The 19,979-nt window shown below is 40.1% G+C and carries 20 protein-coding genes and 2 riboswitches; of the genes, 9 read left to right on the top strand and 11 right to left on the bottom strand.

Annotation, left to right across the window (positions count from 1 at the left end):
• Positions 1-496: 496 nt before the first annotated feature.
• The 3 genes from J2Z32_RS06030 to J2Z32_RS06020 all read left to right on the top strand — a co-directional run bounded on the left by J2Z32_RS06030 (position 497) and on the right by J2Z32_RS06020 (position 4,336).
• Positions 497-1,138 (top strand): restriction endonuclease, encoded by a 642-nt coding sequence (locus J2Z32_RS06030; RefSeq protein ID WP_210088278.1) that lies wholly within the window; start codon positions 497-499, stop codon positions 1,136-1,138.
• Between the two features lie 470 nt (positions 1,139-1,608).
• The gene (locus J2Z32_RS06025) at positions 1,609-3,729 is read left to right on the top strand and encodes a DNA topoisomerase III (protein WP_210088277.1); all 2,121 of its coding nucleotides are present in this window, start codon (positions 1,609-1,611) and stop codon (positions 3,727-3,729) included.
• A gap of 196 nt (positions 3,730-3,925) precedes the next feature.
• Positions 3,926-4,336 (top strand): DUF4183 domain-containing protein, encoded by a 411-nt coding sequence (locus J2Z32_RS06020; RefSeq protein WP_210088276.1) that lies wholly within the window; start codon positions 3,926-3,928, stop codon positions 4,334-4,336.
• Positions 4,337-4,452: 116 nt separating this feature from the next.
• Here J2Z32_RS06020 and J2Z32_RS06015 read toward each other — a convergent pair whose 3' ends face one another.
• From J2Z32_RS06015 to J2Z32_RS05985, 7 genes are all read right to left on the bottom strand, one after another.
• Positions 4,453-5,103: an HAD family hydrolase gene (locus J2Z32_RS06015; RefSeq protein WP_210088275.1), complete on the bottom strand. Its 651-nt coding sequence runs from the start codon at positions 5,101-5,103 to the stop codon at positions 4,453-4,455.
• Entirely contained in the window at positions 5,100-5,765 is a 666-nt protein-coding gene (thiE, locus tag J2Z32_RS06010) for a thiamine phosphate synthase (protein ID WP_245251238.1), read from the bottom strand. Before thiE ends, J2Z32_RS06015 begins: the two co-directional genes overlap by 4 nt.
• A gap of 10 nt (positions 5,766-5,775) precedes the next feature.
• The gene (thiD, locus tag J2Z32_RS06005; RefSeq protein ID WP_210088274.1) at positions 5,776-6,618 is read right to left on the bottom strand and encodes a bifunctional hydroxymethylpyrimidine kinase/phosphomethylpyrimidine kinase; all 843 of its coding nucleotides are present in this window, start codon (positions 6,616-6,618) and stop codon (positions 5,776-5,778) included.
• 169 nt (positions 6,619-6,787) lie between these two features.
• A riboswitch (TPP riboswitch) is annotated at positions 6,788-6,887 on the bottom strand.
• Positions 6,888-6,951: 64 nt separating this feature from the next.
• The gene (bcmE, locus tag J2Z32_RS06000; RefSeq protein ID WP_210088273.1) at positions 6,952-8,193 is read right to left on the bottom strand and encodes a thiamine pyridinylase; all 1,242 of its coding nucleotides are present in this window, start codon (positions 8,191-8,193) and stop codon (positions 6,952-6,954) included.
• Positions 8,194-8,237: 44 nt separating this feature from the next.
• A complete protein-coding gene (locus J2Z32_RS05995) occupies positions 8,238-9,002 on the bottom strand; it encodes a class I SAM-dependent methyltransferase (RefSeq protein ID WP_210088272.1) in 765 nt (254 codons plus the stop codon).
• Positions 8,980-9,990 (bottom strand): thymidylate synthase, encoded by a 1,011-nt coding sequence (locus J2Z32_RS05990; protein ID WP_210088271.1) that lies wholly within the window; start codon positions 9,988-9,990, stop codon positions 8,980-8,982. Before J2Z32_RS05990 ends, J2Z32_RS05995 begins: the two co-directional genes overlap by 23 nt.
• A 12-nt stretch (positions 9,991-10,002) precedes the next feature.
• A complete protein-coding gene (locus J2Z32_RS05985; RefSeq protein WP_210088270.1) occupies positions 10,003-10,437 on the bottom strand; it encodes a nucleoside 2-deoxyribosyltransferase in 435 nt (144 codons plus the stop codon).
• 225 nt (positions 10,438-10,662) lie between these two features.
• Here J2Z32_RS05985 and J2Z32_RS05980 point away from each other — a divergent pair, with 225 nt between their 5' ends.
• Both J2Z32_RS05980 and J2Z32_RS05975 read left to right on the top strand, forming a co-directional pair.
• Positions 10,663-10,926, top strand: a complete 264-nt coding sequence (locus J2Z32_RS05980) for a DUF1294 domain-containing protein (protein WP_210088269.1) — start codon at positions 10,663-10,665, stop codon at positions 10,924-10,926.
• Positions 10,927-11,032: 106 nt separating this feature from the next.
• Positions 11,033-11,467, top strand: coding sequence for a universal stress protein (locus tag J2Z32_RS05975; RefSeq protein WP_210088268.1), 435 nt, complete (start codon positions 11,033-11,035; stop codon positions 11,465-11,467).
• Positions 11,468-11,583: 116 nt separating this feature from the next.
• Here the strand turns inward: J2Z32_RS05975 and J2Z32_RS05970 are convergent, their stop codons facing one another.
• From J2Z32_RS05970 to J2Z32_RS05955, 4 genes are all read right to left on the bottom strand, one after another.
• A complete protein-coding gene (locus J2Z32_RS05970) occupies positions 11,584-12,435 on the bottom strand; it encodes an SDR family oxidoreductase (RefSeq protein WP_210088267.1) in 852 nt (283 codons plus the stop codon).
• A 154-nt stretch (positions 12,436-12,589) separates the two neighbouring features.
• Positions 12,590-13,759: an MFS transporter gene (locus J2Z32_RS05965; RefSeq protein WP_210088266.1), complete on the bottom strand. Its 1,170-nt coding sequence runs from the start codon at positions 13,757-13,759 to the stop codon at positions 12,590-12,592.
• A 51-nt stretch (positions 13,760-13,810) separates the two neighbouring features.
• The gene (locus J2Z32_RS05960) at positions 13,811-14,632 is read right to left on the bottom strand and encodes a MerR family transcriptional regulator (protein ID WP_210088265.1); all 822 of its coding nucleotides are present in this window, start codon (positions 14,630-14,632) and stop codon (positions 13,811-13,813) included.
• Positions 14,633-14,891: 259 nt separating this feature from the next.
• Positions 14,892-15,353 carry an ASCH domain-containing protein gene (locus tag J2Z32_RS05955; protein WP_245251237.1) on the bottom strand — a complete coding sequence of 154 codons (462 nt, stop codon included), beginning with the start codon at positions 15,351-15,353 and terminating at the stop codon, positions 14,892-14,894.
• A gap of 275 nt (positions 15,354-15,628) precedes the next feature.
• A riboswitch (purine riboswitch) is annotated at positions 15,629-15,730 on the top strand.
• 158 nt (positions 15,731-15,888) lie between these two features.
• On the opposite strand from J2Z32_RS05955, the gene purE reads away from it, so the two are divergent.
• From purE to J2Z32_RS05935, 4 genes are read left to right on the top strand one after another with little or no spacing between them, the layout of a single operon-like run.
• On the top strand, positions 15,889-16,386 hold the full coding sequence (purE, locus tag J2Z32_RS05950; protein ID WP_210088264.1) for a 5-(carboxyamino)imidazole ribonucleotide mutase: 498 nt from the start codon (positions 15,889-15,891) through the stop codon (positions 16,384-16,386).
• A complete protein-coding gene (purK, locus tag J2Z32_RS05945; RefSeq protein WP_210088263.1) occupies positions 16,383-17,636 on the top strand; it encodes a 5-(carboxyamino)imidazole ribonucleotide synthase in 1,254 nt (417 codons plus the stop codon). Before purE ends, purK begins: the two co-directional genes overlap by 4 nt.
• A complete protein-coding gene (gene purB / locus J2Z32_RS05940; protein WP_210088262.1) occupies positions 17,633-18,928 on the top strand; it encodes an adenylosuccinate lyase in 1,296 nt (431 codons plus the stop codon). The genes purK and purB overlap by 4 nt, the downstream gene beginning before the upstream one ends.
• Before the next feature lie 25 nt (positions 18,929-18,953).
• Positions 18,954-19,856: a phosphoribosylaminoimidazolesuccinocarboxamide synthase gene (locus J2Z32_RS05935; RefSeq protein WP_210088261.1), complete on the top strand. Its 903-nt coding sequence runs from the start codon at positions 18,954-18,956 to the stop codon at positions 19,854-19,856.
• Positions 19,857-19,979 lie beyond the last annotated feature (123 nt).

Raw genomic sequence — 19,979 nt, 5'->3', positions numbered from 1 at the left:
TTATATTGAGTATAGATTGTGAGAAGTTCCGTTACATTCAGCCACAGAAGGATTTAAACTCGGTCTACAGCATGAGTTTTATTACTCTTTCATAGTATTCAATGTAGAAAAGTTAATAGATGTTGTTTTGATCTTTGTTGCGTTGTTTGTGTTATGTTGCATATTTTGCCTGCTGTGCTTTGGATTAGTAGGCTAGCGAGATATAATAGAATGAAAAGATAAATTTGTATTTATTAAAGGCTCAATCTTGAAATCAGTGCTTGACAATAAACATGCTTAGCGGAGGGGCAGAGAGATGGTGGAAAAGCGATAGCGGCCGCCTTTAAGGTCTCATTTTCATCGCCATTCAAATATTATAAAAGAAAATGGGAACTTAACAGCGGTTGAAGCCACTCTCTGCACCATAGCCTACTTCCTCATAACACTGTCAAGCGCTGATTTTTAAATAGACTCTTATTTAATATATGAAATATATAAATTCCGATTGGAGCGTCAGATGAATAACGACAACCCTTTATTTTATTATGGTTTAATGCTGTTGGTGTGTGTGGGTATACTTGTATATGTTGTTTTTAGGTGGAGAAAATCTAATTTTGCGCGTAAACTAAGTCAAGCAAATCCTTATAAAATTAGCATTAAGGATATCGATCGAATGGAGGATGGTAGTGAGTTTGAACAATATTTATACCATCTATTAAATGAACTTCATTATGAGGAAATATATAAAACAACGGCAAGTAGAGATTTTGGGGCAGATCTTGTATTTCAAGATACGAGGGGACTTCGATGTGTGATTCAAGCCAAAAGATATGGAGTGTCGAATCCGGTTGGGCTTAGTGCGGTTCAAGAAATATACGGCTCAATGCGCTATTATAAGGCGCAACGGGCGATTGTTTTAACGTCAGGCAGATTCACAGAAGCAGCTCGAATTTTGGCGGGGGTTAATCACGTATTATTGCTAGATCGCAATGAGCTTAATGATATCATTCATCATTTTAAGGAAAGGGATTGGGAGGAGGCAAAAGCGATATTAGAGCAGCCCCCTGAAACAAGAGAAGTGGAGTGGAAGCCATCTGCATCTGCTCATACTACTCATTCAAGCGGAAAACAACTTTCACGTAGAGGCTCCTCAAAGTGACTCACCGTCGCAAGGGGCATGGAGGTAAGCTTTAATTTCTTCTAAGCTCAAAAAACTGACAGCTGTCCCGATTATGGTAACTGATCTCGCTCACACCTTTTTGCGTAATGACGGTGTCTGCGGTGAATCTTAATATAATACTGCCTGACTCTATATAGTGGTTATTTTCAAATACCCGAATGGGTAACTTACGATTTTGTGCATCTTGTAAATCTAAATCTGTGTCAAGCCGTCTAACTGTAGCGATACAAAGCCCTCCTAGCTAAAGTGCTTAATAAATGAATTAGTTTCTTCATTATTTTAGCACGTATAGTCATATAAAAGCATTAAGCTAGGGACTTATTAACAATTAAGGATACAATTTATTTTATAGTGTGTATGGATTTTGAGTTTAAAATGGGTACACATAAATTACCTTTTAAAAAAATGTTATAATAAACCTTTATGAAAGGAGTGTCACAAATACATCCATGAAAATTTTAGTGTTAGCAGAAAAGCCGTCGGTTGCCAAAGAAATTGCCCGTGTCATGGGTAGCCGAGACAAGCATAAAAGTTATTTTGAAGGACCAAAGTATATCGTGACTTGGGCGTTAGGTCATTTGGTTGGACTAGCGGAGCCTGAGGATTACGATAAGAAATATAAGCAATGGGAGCTAGAGGATTTACCGATTTTACCCGGGCATATGAAGCTCAAGGTACTTCGGGAAACGAATCATCAATTTAAAGCAGTAAGCCAATTAATGCGTCGTCCAGATGTTAGTGAATTGATTGTTGCGACTGATGCGGCTAGAGAAGGGGAGCTGCTAGCTAGATGGATCATGAACATGGTCAAATGGAATAAACCCTTTAAGCGTCTATGGATTTCATCTCAGACAGATAAAGCAATCAAAGATGGCTTTGCTTCCTTAAAACCAGGTCAGCAATTTGAAAGACTATATCATTCCGCACGTTGTCGCGCCGAGGCAGACTGGATGATTGGTTTAAATGTAACGAGAGCGTTAACCTGTAAATTTGGTTCGCCTTTATCAGCAGGACGCGTGCAAACACCAACCTTAGGGATGATCATGCAACGTGAGCAGGAGATTACAAGCTTCGTATCCCAACCGTATCATACCTTGCGCGTCCAACTGGACAATTTCGGAGCATTATGGCGGGGCAGTAACGGGGATGCACGAATTTTTGATGAAGGACAAGTGCAAACATTAAAAGGCAAGTTAGATGGACGTAGCGGAAAAATTGTGAAGCTGAAAAAAAATGAAAAGGTTGTGCCACCTCCACAAGCGTATGATTTGACAGAATTACAACGTGATGCCAACCGTATATTAGGCTTTTCAGCTAAAATGACTTCCAATGTTCTACAAAAGCTATATGAACAACATAAGCTAGTGACGTATCCACGTACAGATTCCAGATATTTGACCTCTGATATGGTCGCAACCTTGAAGGAGCGACTTACAAGTGTAGCTGTTGGCCCATATGCGAAAACTGCTGGGGATGTAGCACGCAAGCCGATAGCTTTAGGCAAAAGGGTTGTGGATGATAGCAAGGTAACTGATCACCATGCCATTATCCCTACAGAGCAAACTGTACTTCTAAATAACTTAAATTCAGAAGAACGTAAGCTGTATGATCTCATCGTGCGTCGTTTTATTAGCTTGTTTTATCCACCTGCAAAATACGATCAGGTTACAGTCGAGCTTGAAGTGGCTGGCGAGAAGCTTCACGCTAAAGGCACAACAATGAAGGAAAGTGGTTGGCGTATCGTCTATGACGGACAGTTGATGGAAGACGATGAAAACGAGGATGAGGAAGAAAAGGCAGGGTTATTGCCAGAGCTTCGTGAAGGTGAAGCTGTGGTTGTAAAACGTTGTCAGGTACAGCCAGGACGCACATTACCGCCAAAACGTTATACAGAAGCAGCCTTGCTTGGTCAAATGGAGAAGCATGGTTTAGGCACACCAGCAACACGAGCGGATATTATTGAAAAGTTGGTGAATTCTGATACGATTGAGCGTCAAGGGAATCTGCTTCATCCAACGGGTAAAGGAAAGCAACTAATTCAGCTTGCACCTGCTGATCTAAGAACACCCCAGCTTACTGCGAAATGGGAAGCAGAGCTTGAGCGGATTGCCAAGGGGCAAGGAAAACCTGAACCATTCCTTGTAGGTATTCGTAAAATGGCAGAGGAGCTTGTAGCTGGCGTAAAGCAAAGTGATGCGAGCTATAAGGCGCACAATGTTTCAAACCATTTTTGCCCTGAATGTGGGACTAGAATGTTAGAGAAAAAATCGAAGCGCGGCTTAATGCTTGTATGTCCGAAGGACGACTGTGGCTATAAGCGATCAGGAGAGAAGCGATTATCCAACCGTCGTTGCCCACAATGCCATAAAAAGATGGAAATGAAGGAAGGCAAAGCAGGGCTTTATGTGCAATGCTTAACGTGCGGTGTGATTGAAACGATGAAAAAAGACGCAGGTCGAGTCAGCAAGCATGAGCAACAAAAGCTTGTGAAGCAATATGCCAAGAAAGAAACGATTGGCTCCAACCTTGGTGATTTGCTGAAGGCGGCGTTAGAGAAGCAGGATAAATAATAAAAATCAGGTAACTTACAAATGATTTTCAAGCAACTAGTCACCTAACATATAGGGTGGCTGGTTGTTTTTATTTGTTTATTTGTCTATTAAACTTTTCTACTAATCTAGTAATTTTTAGTATAAAGTCCAAGCGAATATCCCTCTTAGCACATATAATATATAATCATTACGCTATTGGTAAGGGGGAATTTGAATGCCGGTTATACGACAGCAATTTAATGTGCAGAGTGCAATTACCGGTAGTGTGAGCACAACAACTACAACTTCCTTGGTACCAACAGTGAATCGCTATACTGCTACAATTGTTCTTGGAGATATTTTGGGCTCAACCACAACGGTTGTTGCGACTAGATTTACGAATAATAGCGGAACAACCGTACCCGCAGGAGGGCTTGTTGTTCCAACTGCTAGTGGATATTACAATTTGTATGTTAATGGCGTTATGCAGCGTGGGGGATTAAGCACATTAACTACTTCTAACTTAGTCATCAATTCAGCGTTAGTTATTGGAGCATCTGTTGTGGTAGAAGTCGTTAACTTCGTTGTCACATCCACGTCAACATCAAACACAAATAATTTATCCGTATCTACCACAATAACCTAAACAATCTAAATAACCTAATCGTATTTTAAAAATGGAAAAGCCAAAGGAAATAAACGTTCTTGGATTCATTTAAGGGAATAATCCTAAGATCCAAGAACGTTTATATTTTACAAAACTTATTTTGTTGGCAACGGCGCATGCTCGAAGCTATACAGATAGCCATCTGCGATTGCTCTAATTTGTTCCTCATGGTGCGCGGAATATTGATCATAAACGCCATAAGTGATCATCCCTGCACGTTTTGCACTTTGTACAGCAGGTAAAACATCCTCAAACGCAATACAGTGTTGGGCCTCCACCCCTAAATGCTTAGCTGCATAAATATATATATCGGAGGACTGTTTTCCACGATGGACATCATCAACCGAACATGTAAAATCAAATAGCTCGTAAATTCCATTTTGAATAAGACAAGGCTTGTACAATTTTTCAGGTAATCCTGTTGCAGCGGCAATTTTAATCCCTGCGGCTTTTAATTTTAAAATATAATCATAGGTAAATGGCATCAAGCCAACATTGTGAGCATATTCATGTGCTGCCATGACATTCCATTCTGCTACAATATCTTCTACACTTTCGGATAAATTAAACAATTGAATTGTATATTCCGCTGCTTCCTCGAAGCTACGTGCACAAATTTCATTGACATAATTGTCTGGCACGGGCAAACCTCTTTTCGTTAGAAAAGCGATGTCGATTTTTTCCCATACCTGCATGGATGCTAATAAAGTCCCATCTAAATCAAAAATTGCTGCCTTAAAATTCATCGTGTATTCTGATCCTCCTGTTGAAAGAGACACTTTAATTGTTTTGCTGCGCCTTTAATATCTGACTCCGCTATAATCGCAGATACAATTGCCACACCATCGATATTCATAGGGGGGAAGGAGTCAATATTATGTTTATTAATCCCACCAATGGCAACGATGGGGATCGTTACCGCTTGCTTGATTTTACGTAACTCGTCCATCGTCACAGCTCTAGCATCGTCCTTGGTACCTGTAGGGAACATCGCCCCAATCCCTAAATAATCCGCACCATCACGTTGTGCCTGAATGGCTTCATCAACTGAAGCGGCAGATACACCTAGCAGCATATTGTGAGGAATGAAGTTACGTACGGCAGAGGCAGGGATGTCGTTTTGACCAACATGCACCCCTGCAGCCCCAACAGCTAGGGCAATATCAATGCGATCATTAATAATAAGTGGAACTTCATAACGATCTGTAATTTGTTTAATTTCCTCTGCGAGCTTAAAAAAGGAAGAAGCCGATGCTTCCTTTTCTCTTAATTGCACCATCGTACAGCCACCTAAAATCGCTTGCTCTACCGCCTCTGACAAGGTTGCTGTACTCATTAACCTGCGATCCGTTACTAGATAAAGAGTATAATCTACGTTCATTTTCATTCCCTCATTCTTATTGCTCATTCTCATTTCCTCATTTTGATTCTTTTTCTAAAGGTTGTAGCTCCTTCTTTAACTCATTGCGTAATCCATGCTTATAAAGGTCATAGAAATGATGGGTTGGTCCATGCCCTTTCCCGATGCTAAGTGAATGTTCAATTGCAGTGGTTACATACGTCTTGGCTTGCGCTACGGCATCCTTCATGCTGTGTCCATTAGCAAGCTGTGATGCAATCGCAGATGAGAACGTACAGCCTGTGCCGTGTGTATTTTTAGTTGAAATCCGTTCGATTTCAAAATAATGAAATTCCTTGCCATCAAATAGCACATCAATCGCGTTTCCAGTAGCATGTCCACCTTTTACAACAATCCCTTTACAGCCCATCTCGCATATTTTTTTTGCAGCGGCTTCCATATCCGCAAGCGATGTAATTTGCATATTTGCAATTTTTTCAGCCTCAGGGATGTTGGGAGTTAACACATCCGCAAGGGGGATAATCACCTTGATAAGCGTATCAATGGCAGCGGGGTCCATAAGTGCACTTCCATTTTTAGCGTACATGACAGGATCAATGACCACGTTAGCTGGTTTGTATTCCTTTAGCTTTTCAGCAACCGCAAACATACATTCATCGGTAGACAACATCCCTACTTTTACAGCATCCACCTCAATATCCTCAAATACAGCATCAATTTGTTTTTTAATCATATCTGGGGATACATCCTGAATATCAATGACACGGCTTGTGTTTTCTGCCACTACGGACACGATGACACTCATCCCAAACACACCATGTGCCGAAAAAGTTTTTAAATCGGCTTGAATACCTGCGCCACCACTACAATCAGATCCAGCGATACTAAGTACCTTTTTCATATTTTTTCCTCCTATGTTCCTGTTATTCGGGAAAACTACTAGTAGAATGACTAGGATTAGAATTAGGATTACAAAATAAAAAGGAGCCCCAAAATAAATATTTGGAAGCTCCTGTACATACAAGGATAACATAAGAAATAACAATGTATCACTTATGCCACTGTAACAGTGTAAATACTTGATTGCTTCCCTACGTTGGTATTAACCATCAGGTTCAAAGGGTCAGGTTTTACCTTCTCAACTACAACGTAGTCCCCCCGCATGTGTCATATCTGTAATTGTCTTAGATAATATCATACTATAATTTAAAATCAAGGAAAAAATAGTATAATATTAGGCTGCGTGATTAGATAGATAGGTAGGGACAGCGCTTGCTTGATTTAATAAATTCTTAATCACTGATTTTGCATTTGGCATCCATTCATTAATCTCTGGTCCGATTAAAAACAGCTTATTGGCTGGATTGGTTGCAATCGTACGAAGCTTACCGTAAATCGGATAAGTTACATTCATCGTATCGTAAACACTTTCCCGAGCGGGTAATAAATATTGAGGGTAAAGGTTGTTTTGATCTGGAGAAAGTGCATCTACCATCGTGTCCTTCGCGCCAATTGTGTTCATTAGCTTAATAGCAAGGTCTTTCTTTTCCGTGCTAATGTTTGCGTTAATTCCAATCACATCCCCGTAAAAGATAGGAATATTGTCGAAACGGCTATAAGAAATCGTTTTAAAATCGATGTCGTTTACAAAGTTGCCCATCGTAGACATGGCTTCGGTATAACCTAGATAGGTTCGACCTTTCCCCTCTGAAAACCATTTTCCTCTAATATAGGCATCATTGTTATCTGGCCAGTAATTTGCTTGCGCTTTACCAGCCATCGATTGGAACATTTCCAAGTAGGAAACGACCTGCGGCTTAAAGCTGGTTGGAAGCTGCGTATAGGTTGTATACAACCCCGTCTGATCGATAAGTGCATCTAAATATAAGCAGACTTTAGTAGTTCCACCTGACATATCAAATAATAAGCCTTCATTTGGAGCTGGAATGATTGTATTGCTTTGTCTATCTCCTAATATTTGATATAAATCAGTCACTGTGTTGACATTTTGGATCTGAGTATCATTTTTTCGATAATATAATAGATTAGTACATATGATTTGGGGGAGCGCATAAATGTTACCATTCATCGTTGTGCCTGACAGAGCAAAGGGGAGCAAATCGTCCTTGTCTTGAATTTCATTTGGTGCTATCGGCAATAAATAACCTTCCGACACATAATGCTGAAGATAAATGGAATCAAACACAAACACATCTAAATTTTGATTAGGCTCTTCCTCATAGCAATCCCAATCGACAAAGTTAAGCTGTACGTTAGGTTCGATCGCATTCCAAGCTTTTTTCACTGCGTTCTCAAATCGCTCTGTATCGGGCACATACCCATATAAAGCAACGTTAATCGTCGTTGGGGATTGGTTGTTAGTGTCAACTGCAGCTAAGACTGAAAAAGGAAAAAGTCCAAACGAAACAATCATTACCATACTTAATAAAAATAAATGAATTTTTTTAGTTTTCATGACATATACTCCTTTCAAATTTTGCTAGCTAGATTTAACTAGATTTAGCTGGATTTAAAAGCATGAAACACAATAAATGGGGGTATCGTCACTTCATTTCCCCAATCGTTAAATTGGTATTGCTGTTCATACATGACTCTTGCCTTTTGTGGCAGATGTCCAATGGTTGCTTCTGTAATATGAATCGATTCAAATCCAGTCATCGATATCCATTCAATGTAATCCTGCTTAGACCAATACCAATCGTGCAAAATCAAATCAGGCTGACCTTCCACTTTTAAAAATTGCTTCTTTTTATCCCCAGATCGGTAGCGTATCCCCCTTTCTCCGTTGGTAAAGGTAGTGAAGGAAATCCCAGTTGCATTTGGATTTGAATCTAGTAGGATGAGTTGCCCTTTTGGTTTGAGCACGCGATAAACTTCAGCTAACATCGTAATAATTTGATTTCGCTGGGCGTTATTAATAATGACAAAGCAAATAATGGCGCAATCTATACTATTAGAATCAATAAATGCTAGATTGTTGTTATGAATGCAGTGATAGCTAATGTTGTCATGTTTTCTTATAGATGAGGCGATATCGATCATTTCTTGGGATTCATCCACTGCAAAAATATTGTAGTGTGGGTTGCGCTGAGCTAACCTTTCCGATACCTTCCCAGGTCCACAGCCGTAATCTAAAATGTGACGTATATTTTGATTGTGCTCAATCAGATTAAAAATACATTGAAAGCCTAAAATATCCTCCAACATATCGTTGTATAAATTAAATTGTTCTGAAACTGACTTATCTTTCCATGACGTTTCCATTTTTGGATATCTCCTTAAATAGATTTTCCCATTTATTTTGGACCAAATATTGATATAAAGGGTGTAAGTTATGAAACAAATCAAAATCTATACAATTTTCTTTTATAATACGCTGATATAGTGCAAATAAAAAAATGATCTGTTTCCAATAGGGAGCAACATTGATGTCGTGGATGGCCTTTGAAGACAACGTGATGTTTCCTTCTCTTAGTTGCTGTTCATAACGAAGAACAGTATTTATGTTTTCCCATATTTGCTGTGAGGGGATTCTTGGAAGTTCAAAAGAGTGACTCTGCTCGGGAGGTGTGGCTAACAAGGCTTCAACTCTTGTAAAGTCAGTATCGTAAATGTGGGTGGTTGCTACGTTGTGGCAATAGTGTCCTACTCTGAGCCCTAGCTGAGCGGCAAATACCTCTTGAAGAAAGGTAAATGAAAATATATCACTTAACAGTCCGCGATAGGCATCATTAGCTCTCATAAAGGTGGATAAAAATAAGGCATCCTCTCTAATAAAAAACTGTAGTCCAATTGTGCAGGATACATCGATATTTTGAAGGGATAAATCTTCATGTGGGTCAAAGATAGAAATAAAAGCTCTTTTACTGTCTCTATCTTCTTTAAATAGTTCTATTAATCTAGCCCATTGATTTATATGGTGCTCACCGTACGAAAATATTTTAGGTCCATACGCGGTTCCAGTTAAGATCGATCCATCTGCGGAGTATTTAGCCATGTTTTTTGCGTAATATTCAATGAAGTTAAGCTCATTACTACCAGATAAGTACCATAATGCTTCGGCAAAGTTAAAAATAATATTACTTTTTCTTGTCTTCACTGTGCAATATCGATTCATGGGGTTCGTAATGATAAAGGATAGGTTTAATGTTTCTTTGCTGACATTTCCACGTGGCTTATTTATAAATTCAGGATGTTCATACACATTTCGTAGATTGTCTAAATAAGCATCTTGAAGGTTGGCGTATTTCAACGAAAACACCTCCTAAACGTAGTTATTTAGTTGCTCGTAATAATGTTCTGCATTGTCATAGATAATGTAAGTGACATTGGCTACAGTATGTAACCCACGAATAAGGTATGCATAATCCTCTTCATTTTTGTGGAGAAGGAGAATGATCTTTTTTTGTAATGCGGATGCCCAACCAATTTCAATATGAGTACCAGGGGAGGCTGGGTTTCCTGGAAAAGCAATAAATAGATCACAAGCTTTAATTTCATTAAAATCAATTTCTGTACATTGAGGTGGCGTCATAAATTGCTTGCCCCATTCTTCACGTTTGTGGGCATTGTGAACCTCATAGCCTTTGTTCTCTAAATAAGCAATTAAATTTGAAATCTCAGCTTTGGCTTCTTCTTGCATCATGTTGGCTTCGTTTACTAGACTTTTAAATGGAGCGGCTAAAAAGATCTTTTTCATCTACATTACACCAACCATCTTTTATATTTTAAGTTAGTATTTTGAATCCAATTTAATTGGAACATAGAAAGAAATATTTGTCAATAATTAGGATATTGATTCATATATTATAAAAATATTACTCGATCTAGAAATCTTGTTTAGAATGATAGCGTGTTTTCTTGTCAGTAAGTCATCGATTTTAGTAGAGGATCGATTTATAATAGAACTAAAGGAGGGGAGGCCATGAAGACGGGTCTGCTTCTGTGGTTTATATTTATTAATTTAGTTGCCTATATCGCGATGGCAGATGATAAAGCAAGGGCTCGCCAAAGGCGAGAGCGTATCCCTGAACGAACGTTATTTTTGCTAGCAGCGATTGGTGGAGCAGCAGGCACGTTCATCGGTATGAAAAGCAAAAGGCATAAAACAAAACATGCTAGCTTTCGCATTGGGATTCCGTTTCTTTTATTACTGAACGCGATTTTATATGGATATTTTTTATGGTAAAGAGTTAGTGCGTAGGTTTCTTGCATAGGATGGTATGCTTTAAAAAATGAATTTATGGGTAATAGTGAAGAAGTAGTGATTTAATTTTGTAAAAGGGGTGTTTACGATGTTATTCGATAAAATCCTTGTAGCATATGATGGTTCAAAGGCGAGCAAAAAGGCACTAGATAAAGCGTTGGAATTAACAAAACTAACACCCGGCGTGAAGCTAGACGTGATCCATGTCTATGACTTTCCTAGATTTTATGTAGCGGAAGGGTTTGTGCCCATTTCCCCAGCGGTACATCAGGAGTTTTATGACATGGCGCAGCAAACGGTAGATGATGCTACTAGACGTATAGAGGAAGCGGGAATTAACGGGCATACAGAGCTTGTTCAAGGCTCACCCTCTGAAGCCATTTTAGAATATGCGAAGCAAAACGGTCATGATGTCATTATTATTGGTAGTCGTGGTTTAGGTGGCATTCGTGAATTTGTATTAGGTAGTGTCAGCCATAACGTTGTGCAGCATGCGCGCGTGCCTGTTCTTGTGGTGAAATAATCGATTGAGATTGTTATAAAAGTTGATGACATGTAAAAAACGGTTGTCCCGTGGAGTAATGTAGTCTCCATAGGGCAACCGCTTTTTTATGTTATTCGTTAGAGAAAGGTTTTGTCTTAGCCTTTTACAATTTCAGCAATGCCTTGACTTAATGGAGTTACTTTGCGACCAAGTAAAACTTCAAGATCATTACTATCCACTGCAAGTGAACCATTTGCAATTGCGGTTTGAACGCCAACTAAGAAAGGAATGACGGGTTCTGGCACGCCAGCCGCTTTCATTGCTTCGGAATAGGTGTCTTCATCTACGTGTTGTACTGGCACGTCTTTACCTAAAACTTCAGCCGTAATTGCTGCAAGCTCATCATACGTAATAAGCTTCCCAGCAAGCTCATAAGTTTTATTTTCATGTCCTGTACCTGCAAGCACATTTGCGGCAGCTTCGGCATAATCCTGGCGTAATGCCCAGCCTACTTTGCCTGACCCACCCATGGTGAGCCATGGTGCGCCTACGGCTGCTCCCTTAATCGAGCCTGCTTCATTTTCTAAGTACCAGTTGTTACGCAAAATAGAGTAGGGAATGCCAGAAGCGATAATTGCATTTTCCGTTGCACGGTGATCGTTAACGAGGAAAAATGAGCTTTTCTGTGCATTTGGTGCACTTGTGTACACGATGAAGCTAACGCCAGCCGTTTTAGCCGCTTCAATCGCCGCCGTATGTTGTGCAACACGATCTCCATCCGAGGATGAAATAAGTAACAGCTTATCAATGCCTGCAAATGCAGCAGCAAGAGACATTGGAGAAGTGAAATCAGCCTGACGCACATCTACACCACGAGCTTGAAGATGCTCTGCCTTTTTAGGATCACGTACACTTACAGCAAGCTGATCCGCAGGAACAGTTTTAAGTAAAGCCTCAACGACAAGGGACCCAAGCTGACCTGTTGCTCCAGTGACTAATAATTTCATAAAACATCTACCTTTCGTAAATGGATTAGATTAAGTGTTAATACAAAATTTATTCCAACTAAATATAACTAAATTACTTTATGTAAGCTAGTATATTTTATTTATGAAACTCAGTCAAGCTTGGATTTATGGCGTCTTCATTTGAGCTAGAGCTTTAATTTTGGGTTAAGGAAGATGTGTGTTTCATTCTTTTGAACAGTAAGAGGGCAAGCAATAAAGAGAGAGCTACCGCAGCTAAACCTACCCAATTCAAATATTGGACAGAGGTTTGACTAATGACAAGCCCGCCTAATCCTGATCCTAATGCAAACCCAAACTGGATAAATGAAGTGTTTACGCTAAGTGCAATGTCTGGATTTTGTGGTGCTAGTGTAACCAAATATAACTGTTGAGCAGGAGAAATACTCCAAGTTGCTAGCATAAAAATCATAAGGACAATAATTAATACAACAAGATTAAAGCCTGCGACTGCAAACAATAGCAGTGTTATGCCTTGTAGCAGCAATCCAAGTAGAATCGTGAACTTAGAGCCTTTAGCATCTGCCAATTGCCCACCCATTTTTGAGCCTATAAAGCTACACACACCTGCTAAAAATAAAATGCCGCTTATTTGCGTGATTGAGAGCTGTGATGTGGCTTGTAAGAAAGGTGTAATATAAGTGAACAGTGTAGCGTAACCACCAATATATAATAATGTAATAACTAAGGCCGTTAATATTTTGGAATTCCCTAAAATCGCTAGCTGTATTTTGAGCGTCACTTTTTCCTCTTCTTTAATAGAAGGTACCTTTTTGAAAATAATTAGCCATGGAAGTAGGCTTAACAAGCCGATGAAAATAAATAATAACCGCCATCCAAATAACTCACTAAAAAACGTACCGATTGGAACACCTAACACTAGGGAGCTACTGAGCCCCATCAAAATAATACCGATTGCATTCCCTCTTTTTTCTGGCTCTACCAATCGTGTTGCAACAGCCATAGCGACTACAGTTGTAATGCCGCCACTAGCCCCTTGAATAATTCGTACCCACAATACAATTTCGTAAGAAAGATTAGTTAGCATAAGTGCGTTACTAGCAATAAATATACCAAGTGTAATTAATAGTAGCTTTTTTCGATCCATATTTATCGTTAATGCAATTAAAATGGGTGCAATAATCGCTGCTGAAAGCGCAAATACAGTTACAAACAATCCAACCTCTGAAGTAGACACACCCATGTCCACTGCCATCATATCTATGACACCCGTAATAATGTACTCAATCGTTCCAATGAGAAAAATGGCTAAAGCCAAAATATAAATGATCCCTTTATTTTTCAATTCACTCCATACCTCCGTAGATCTTTTATTTTGTATTAGTTCAATAAAATTCTAATCATAAATTTTGATTGGAATTTGTATTTCCATTAGCTGAGCATCTTGGGTCGAAGTCAGCGGTAAATAAATTTCGCGTCCAGGTTCATTTTCCTTGACCTGATAGTTGTTTTTTTGAATCCATTTCGCTAAGTCAACACAAGCTGTAGCTGCGAATTTAGCATTAGATTGAAATGCCATCGTAGCCATCATCGGCTCAGCGGGAAGTGTTTTTAGTTGGAGCGAAGGGGGGATCGTCATATGTGATTCAGTTACAAAATAACCAACCTCAAATTCGAACTCATCCTCTTTTTCATCAACTTCTCGCCACAAAACAACCTGAGGTCCTTGAGCTAAGTGCTGAAACTCATTGGTTAACAAGTCCTGAAATTGGTGAAATAAAGTTGGAATATTTTCCGTGCTCCCACGTGCTTTTAGGTAAAGAAATAGCTTTGCCTCTTCCGCTTTAATTCTAATTTCTTGCCCTGTTTCCGCTTGCCCCTCTTTTTCAATCAGCAGCATACGCTCCTCAATGCGTGCAAGCTTGGTTTGCTCCGTCTCAATAATCGTTTCAATCTCGCTTTTTTTGAGCTTAAACATCCCTTGAATATGTTCGACCGAAATATCCTCATGAAGTAGCTGTGAAATTTGAGGCAAAGTGAAGCCCAATTCCTTATAAATTAAAATTCGGTTAAGCTCTAGCAGCTGTTCCGCTGAATAATAACGGTAACCTGTACTGTCATCGACTTTGCTTGGCTTCAATATGCCAATCTGGTCATAATAACGTAACGTTTTTAAGGAAACCTTGCTTAACCTAGAAAATTCACTGATTTTGAACATAATATAACCTCCAATCCAATCTAATTTAGTGTAAGCTAGACTTTAGTTTTATAACCTACTAGCAGTATAGAGCTTCCCCTATAGGGGAAAGTCAAGGGTACAAATTATATATAGTGAAAATTATAGTGATGATAAAAAAGACGACATCGCTGTCGTCTATAAGAGTCATATTTACTTCAATACTTATGCTCAATCTTGAAATCAGTGCTTGGCGCTAATCCAATTTTAACAACAATTGCAAGAACTCTCTGGATCGTAGCTACCGGCTAGCAATATCTACGACTTTAAACGTCTGACAAGTAAGCAATAAATCGTCACTAAAGGTAAGGTTGAATAGACCTAGGTTCCATGTGAAAAATTTAACATGCTCGTCATACCAATACTTATAGCTTAAGTCACCTTCACCTTCTGATTTGGCAAACTCAGGGGTGACCTCATTCATTTTAACTAGCTCAATCTTTGTATATTGAATAATCGCTAACGGCTGATTACTACCATCTAAAACAATATCGTATTGCCCTTCTTTAGGAGGCTCTTCGTTTTCTAATTCATAGACACAATGAGCAGAGCAGGTGCCTGTTTTTAGCCCCTTTACAACTAGTTGCCCTAACTCGTCTCCCATTTCCTTTGAACCATCACCAAACATCCAGGCCGCTGGCATCTCTATATTCAAATTCATTTTATTTGCATAATCATTCCAATATTGCTCTACTACATTCATAATTATTTATCCACCCATCAGATTCATTTAATTAGCTATTTACTAAAGTATAACAAGTCCCCTCTGTAAAAGAAAAATGCATTCTTTTTTTATATCAAAATCTATATGGTTAAAAAACGAACATTATTGTTATGTGAATGTTAAATGTTCGTGTTTTAGTTGACATAGTCGGGCAGGAATTGTTAGAATAAGAGAAGAAAAAAGTCGAAATGCAAAAAAATATGTATAATAACATGTTATATGCTGAGCATTATTCTAATATTAATGTGTGAAGATGTATAACGTTTTATGTACCTCGTATAAAGCTGGGGATATGGCCCAGAAGTCTCTACCCGATTACCGTAAATTTTCGGACTACGAGTTGATACGTATGTAAAGCTATAGGCTGTATAGTTGTTTAGTTTTATAGCTTTGGCTGTTAAAGCTTGCGTATTAACGATTGATATCCGGAAATTCTGAGAATATAAAATCTTTCAGAGCTTGCCGGATTTTTTTATTGGTTGCTTTGTTAATGAAGCGAAAGGTAGGTTGAATCATGTCAGCACAAGTGGCAGTAATTATGGGCAGTACATCCGATTGGGAAACGATGTCTCATGCATGTCGTGTATTAGAGGAGCTTGAAATTCCGTATGAGAAGCAAGTTGTTTCCGCACATCGTACCCCTGATTTAATGTTTCAATTTGCAGAGCAAGCAGAACAAAAAGGACTGAAGGTTATTATAGCAGGTGCAGGAGGTGCAGCGCATCTTCCAGGAATGGTTGCAGCAAAAACATTGGTTCCCGTCATTGGCGTGCCAGTTAAGTCTGCGGCTTTAAATGGATTAGATTCGCTGCTTTCTATTGTACAAATGCCTGGTGGCGTCCCCGTTGCGACGGTTGCGATTGGCAAAGCTGGTGCAATCAATGCAGGATTGTTAGCGGCACAAATGATTGGTGTGTTTGAGCCAGCTGTGATGAAGCGACTACATGCGCGTCGTGAGCAAATTAAGAGTGAAGTATTAGCTAGCAGTGATCAGTTAGGAGAAACGGTATGACAAGGGAAACAAAGGAAACGAAGGAGCATAAAACAATTCCATCTGGTTCTACGATTGGCATATTAGGTGGTGGACAGCTTGGCCGTATGATGACATTAGCGGGAACGAACCTAGGTTATCGCTTTGTGACCTTAGATCCCACACCTCAGTCACCTTGTGGACAAGTTGCGAGGCAGATTGTAGCGGCTTATCACGATCAGGACGCAGCTAGGAAGCTAGCAGAAGTATCGGATGTCATTACGTATGAATTCGAAAATGTAGATGCACAGGTTGCTGAGTTGCTGGAGCAGTCGTCTTATGTGCCACAAGGCAGTAAGCTTTTATATACCACCCAACATCGGATTCGAGAAAAGCAAGCGATTGAGGCGGCAGGCGTGAAGGTTGCTCCTTATGCAGTTATTCAAAATGTGCAAGATTTACGCAGTGCTGTGGATGAGCTTGGTTTACCTTCTGTGCTAAAGACAGCAACAGGTGGTTATGATGGTAAAGGACAATGGGTGATCAGATCAGAGCAGGAAATTGAACCCGCCTTTGCACAGTTAAGTCAAGGTGGAACAGAGCTAGTGCTAGAGCAATTTATCCCTTTTATTAAAGAGTTATCTGTGATCGCAGCACGTAACCCACAGGGTGAAATTTCAACGTTCCCTGTAGCCGAAAACATTCATATAAATAATATTTTGCACACTTCCATTGTGCCAGCTAGAGTTAGTGAAAATATTTTAGAGAAGGCAAATGCACTTGCAGTTAACCTTGCTGAATCCCTTGGTATGGTTGGGCTACTCGCAGTTGAATTGTTTTTGACCGAAGCTGGAGAACTATATGTCAATGAGTTGGCACCTCGCCCACACAATTCAGGTCATTATACGATGGAGGCTTGTACAACGTCACAATTTGAGCAGCATGTGCGTGCCATTTGCAACTTGCCATTAGGAGAAGCAACATTATTAACTCCTGTCGTAATGGTCAATGTGCTTGGGGAGCATGTGGAAGAAGTTCAGGCTAGATTGCTAACGGGAAAATGGTTACCTGAAGATGGACATCCTATAGACACGGAATATGCAGAACATGCGGAACATGCGGAACATGCAGAAATCATCTTAGATGACGTTGTGCCTAAGGTTCATTTGTATGGGAAAGAGGGAACCGCCCCAAAGCGCAAAATGGGACATATCAACTTGCTGTGTAAAGATGTAGAAGCAGCACTTTTATGGATACAACAAACTAACATTTGGAGGAATCAGAATCAATGATAGAACGTTATAGCAGACCGGAAATGAGAGCAATTTGGACAGAGGAAAATAAATTTAAAGCATGGCTTGAAGTTGAAATTTGTGCTTGTGAAGCTTGGGCAGAACTAGGTGTAATTCCAAAAGCAGACGTAGCATTACTTAGAGAAAAAGCGACATTTGATATGGATCGGATTTATGAAATAGAACAGGAAACACGTCATGATGTGATTGCCTTTACACGTGCGGTATCTGAAAGCTTAGGCGAGGAACGTAAATGGGTGCATTACGGCTTAACCTCTACGGACGTGGTAGATACAGCACTAGGTTATCTTCTAAAGCAAGCGAATGAAATTTTGGAAAAAGACATTGTAAACTTCATTGCGATTTTAAAAGAAAAAGCAGTTGCCTACAAAGACACGCCAATGATGGGACGTACACATGGTGTTCACGCTGAGCCAACTACATTTGGACTGAAAATGGCGCTTTGGTATGAGGAAATGAAACGTAACCTGGAGCGTTTCCGCAGAGCAGCTGACAATGTGCAATACGGTAAAATTTCTGGTGCAGTAGGTACTTATGCCAATATCGATCCGTTTGTTGAGGAATTTGTATGTGGCAAGCTAGGCACAAGTGCAGCGCCAATTTCTACCCAAACATTACAACGTGACCGTCATGCTGAATATGTAGCTACGTTGGCATTGATTGCTTCTTCCTTAGATAAATTTGCGACAGAAATTCGTGCATTACAAAAAAGTGAGTTCCGTGAGGTTGAGGAAGGTTTTGCAAAAGGTCAAAAAGGTTCCTCTGCAATGCCACACAAACGTAACCCAATCGGCTGTGAAAACATCTCAGGCTTATCTCGTATCATCCGTGGACACATGATGTCTGCATATGAAAATGTAAACCTGTGGCATGAGCGTGATATTTCCCACTCCTCTGCAGAGCGTATCATCTTACCAGATGCAACGATGCTGTTGAACTATATGCTCAACCGCTTTGGTAATATCGTGAAAAACTTAACGGTATTCCCTGAAAACATGAAGCGCAACATGGGTCGTACTTACGGTGTGCCATTCTCTGGACGCCTAATGACCAAAATGATTGACAAAGGTTACAGCCGTGAACAAGCATATGACACCGTTCAACCACGTGCGATGCAAGCATGGGAGACAGGTCGTCAATTCCGCGACATCGTCGAAGAAACCGAAGACATTACTTCAGTACTAAGCAAGGAAGAAATCGAAGATGCCTTTAATCCTGCATGGCACCTCAAACATGTGGATACAATCTTCAAAAAGCTAGGCTTAATTTAATCTTCACTAAGGAGGAAACCAAACGATGTCGCCGTCTTCACAAGCAATTTCAACAGCAGAAGGTATGATCGACGCTCCATTGCTCTACAAGGGCAAGGTACGTGAGCTTTATGATCTAGGAGAACACTATTTAATCGTGGTGAGTGATCGGATCTCTGCATTTGATTACGTGCTTGACCCTGCTGTCCCTGATAAAGGGAATGTGCTTAACCGATTAAGTGCCTACTGGTTTGAGCTAACTACGCATTTAATTGATAATCACGTCATTCATACCGATATTGACCAACTACAGCATATTATAAAGCCACAATATCGAGAGCTACTAAAAAATCGGATCATGGTTACCCGCAAAGCAGAGCGTATTGATATCGAGTGTGTTGTTCGAGGCTATATTACTGGTGGCGGCTGGCGTCAGTACCAGCAGGGGGGCGAAATCAACGGTATCCCGTTGCCAGCAGGCCTGCGCAAAAACGACAAGCTAGAGACTCCAATCTTCACACCTGCTGCCAAAAATGATGTTGGACATGACGAGGACATATCGTTTGAAGTTATGGTTGACATGGTTGGCTTAGCCGTTGCTGAGGAGCTTCGAAGTCAAAGCATTATGTTGTATCAATATGCTAGTAGCTATTGCGAAGAACGAGGCATCATTCTTGCCGATTGCAAGCTAGAATTTGGACTCATTGATGGTAAAGTGATTTTGATTGACGAAATTTTCACCCCGGATGCTTCCCGCTTCTGGGCAAGGGAGCAATACGCACTTGATGTCGAAATTGACAGTATGGACAAAGAGCCTGTGCGTGCGTACCTAGCAACTAGCGATTGGGACAAGCAAAGCAAACCCGATCCACTCCCAGCACATGTTGTAGAGGAAACGACTGCGCGTTATCGCGATATTTATGCGCGGTTAACAGGGGCACATATCTAAAGGGGAGTCTAAGGGCGTCAGGTCAAAAGTTCTTCCAATCGCTGTTATTCCCAGATTTCCTTAAATGGTTTAAGCAGGGTTTAAATCTGGGAATAAAGGCGAGCGCTACGCTTTTCCAGAATC

Origin of the sequence: Paenibacillus turicensis, from assembly GCF_017873435.1 — a bacterium.
Taxonomy (GTDB): Bacteria; Bacillota; Bacilli; order Paenibacillales; family Paenibacillaceae; genus Fontibacillus; species Fontibacillus turicensis.
The sequence above is the reverse complement of the archived record's forward strand: the minus strand, read 5'-3'. Positions and strand labels throughout refer to the sequence as shown.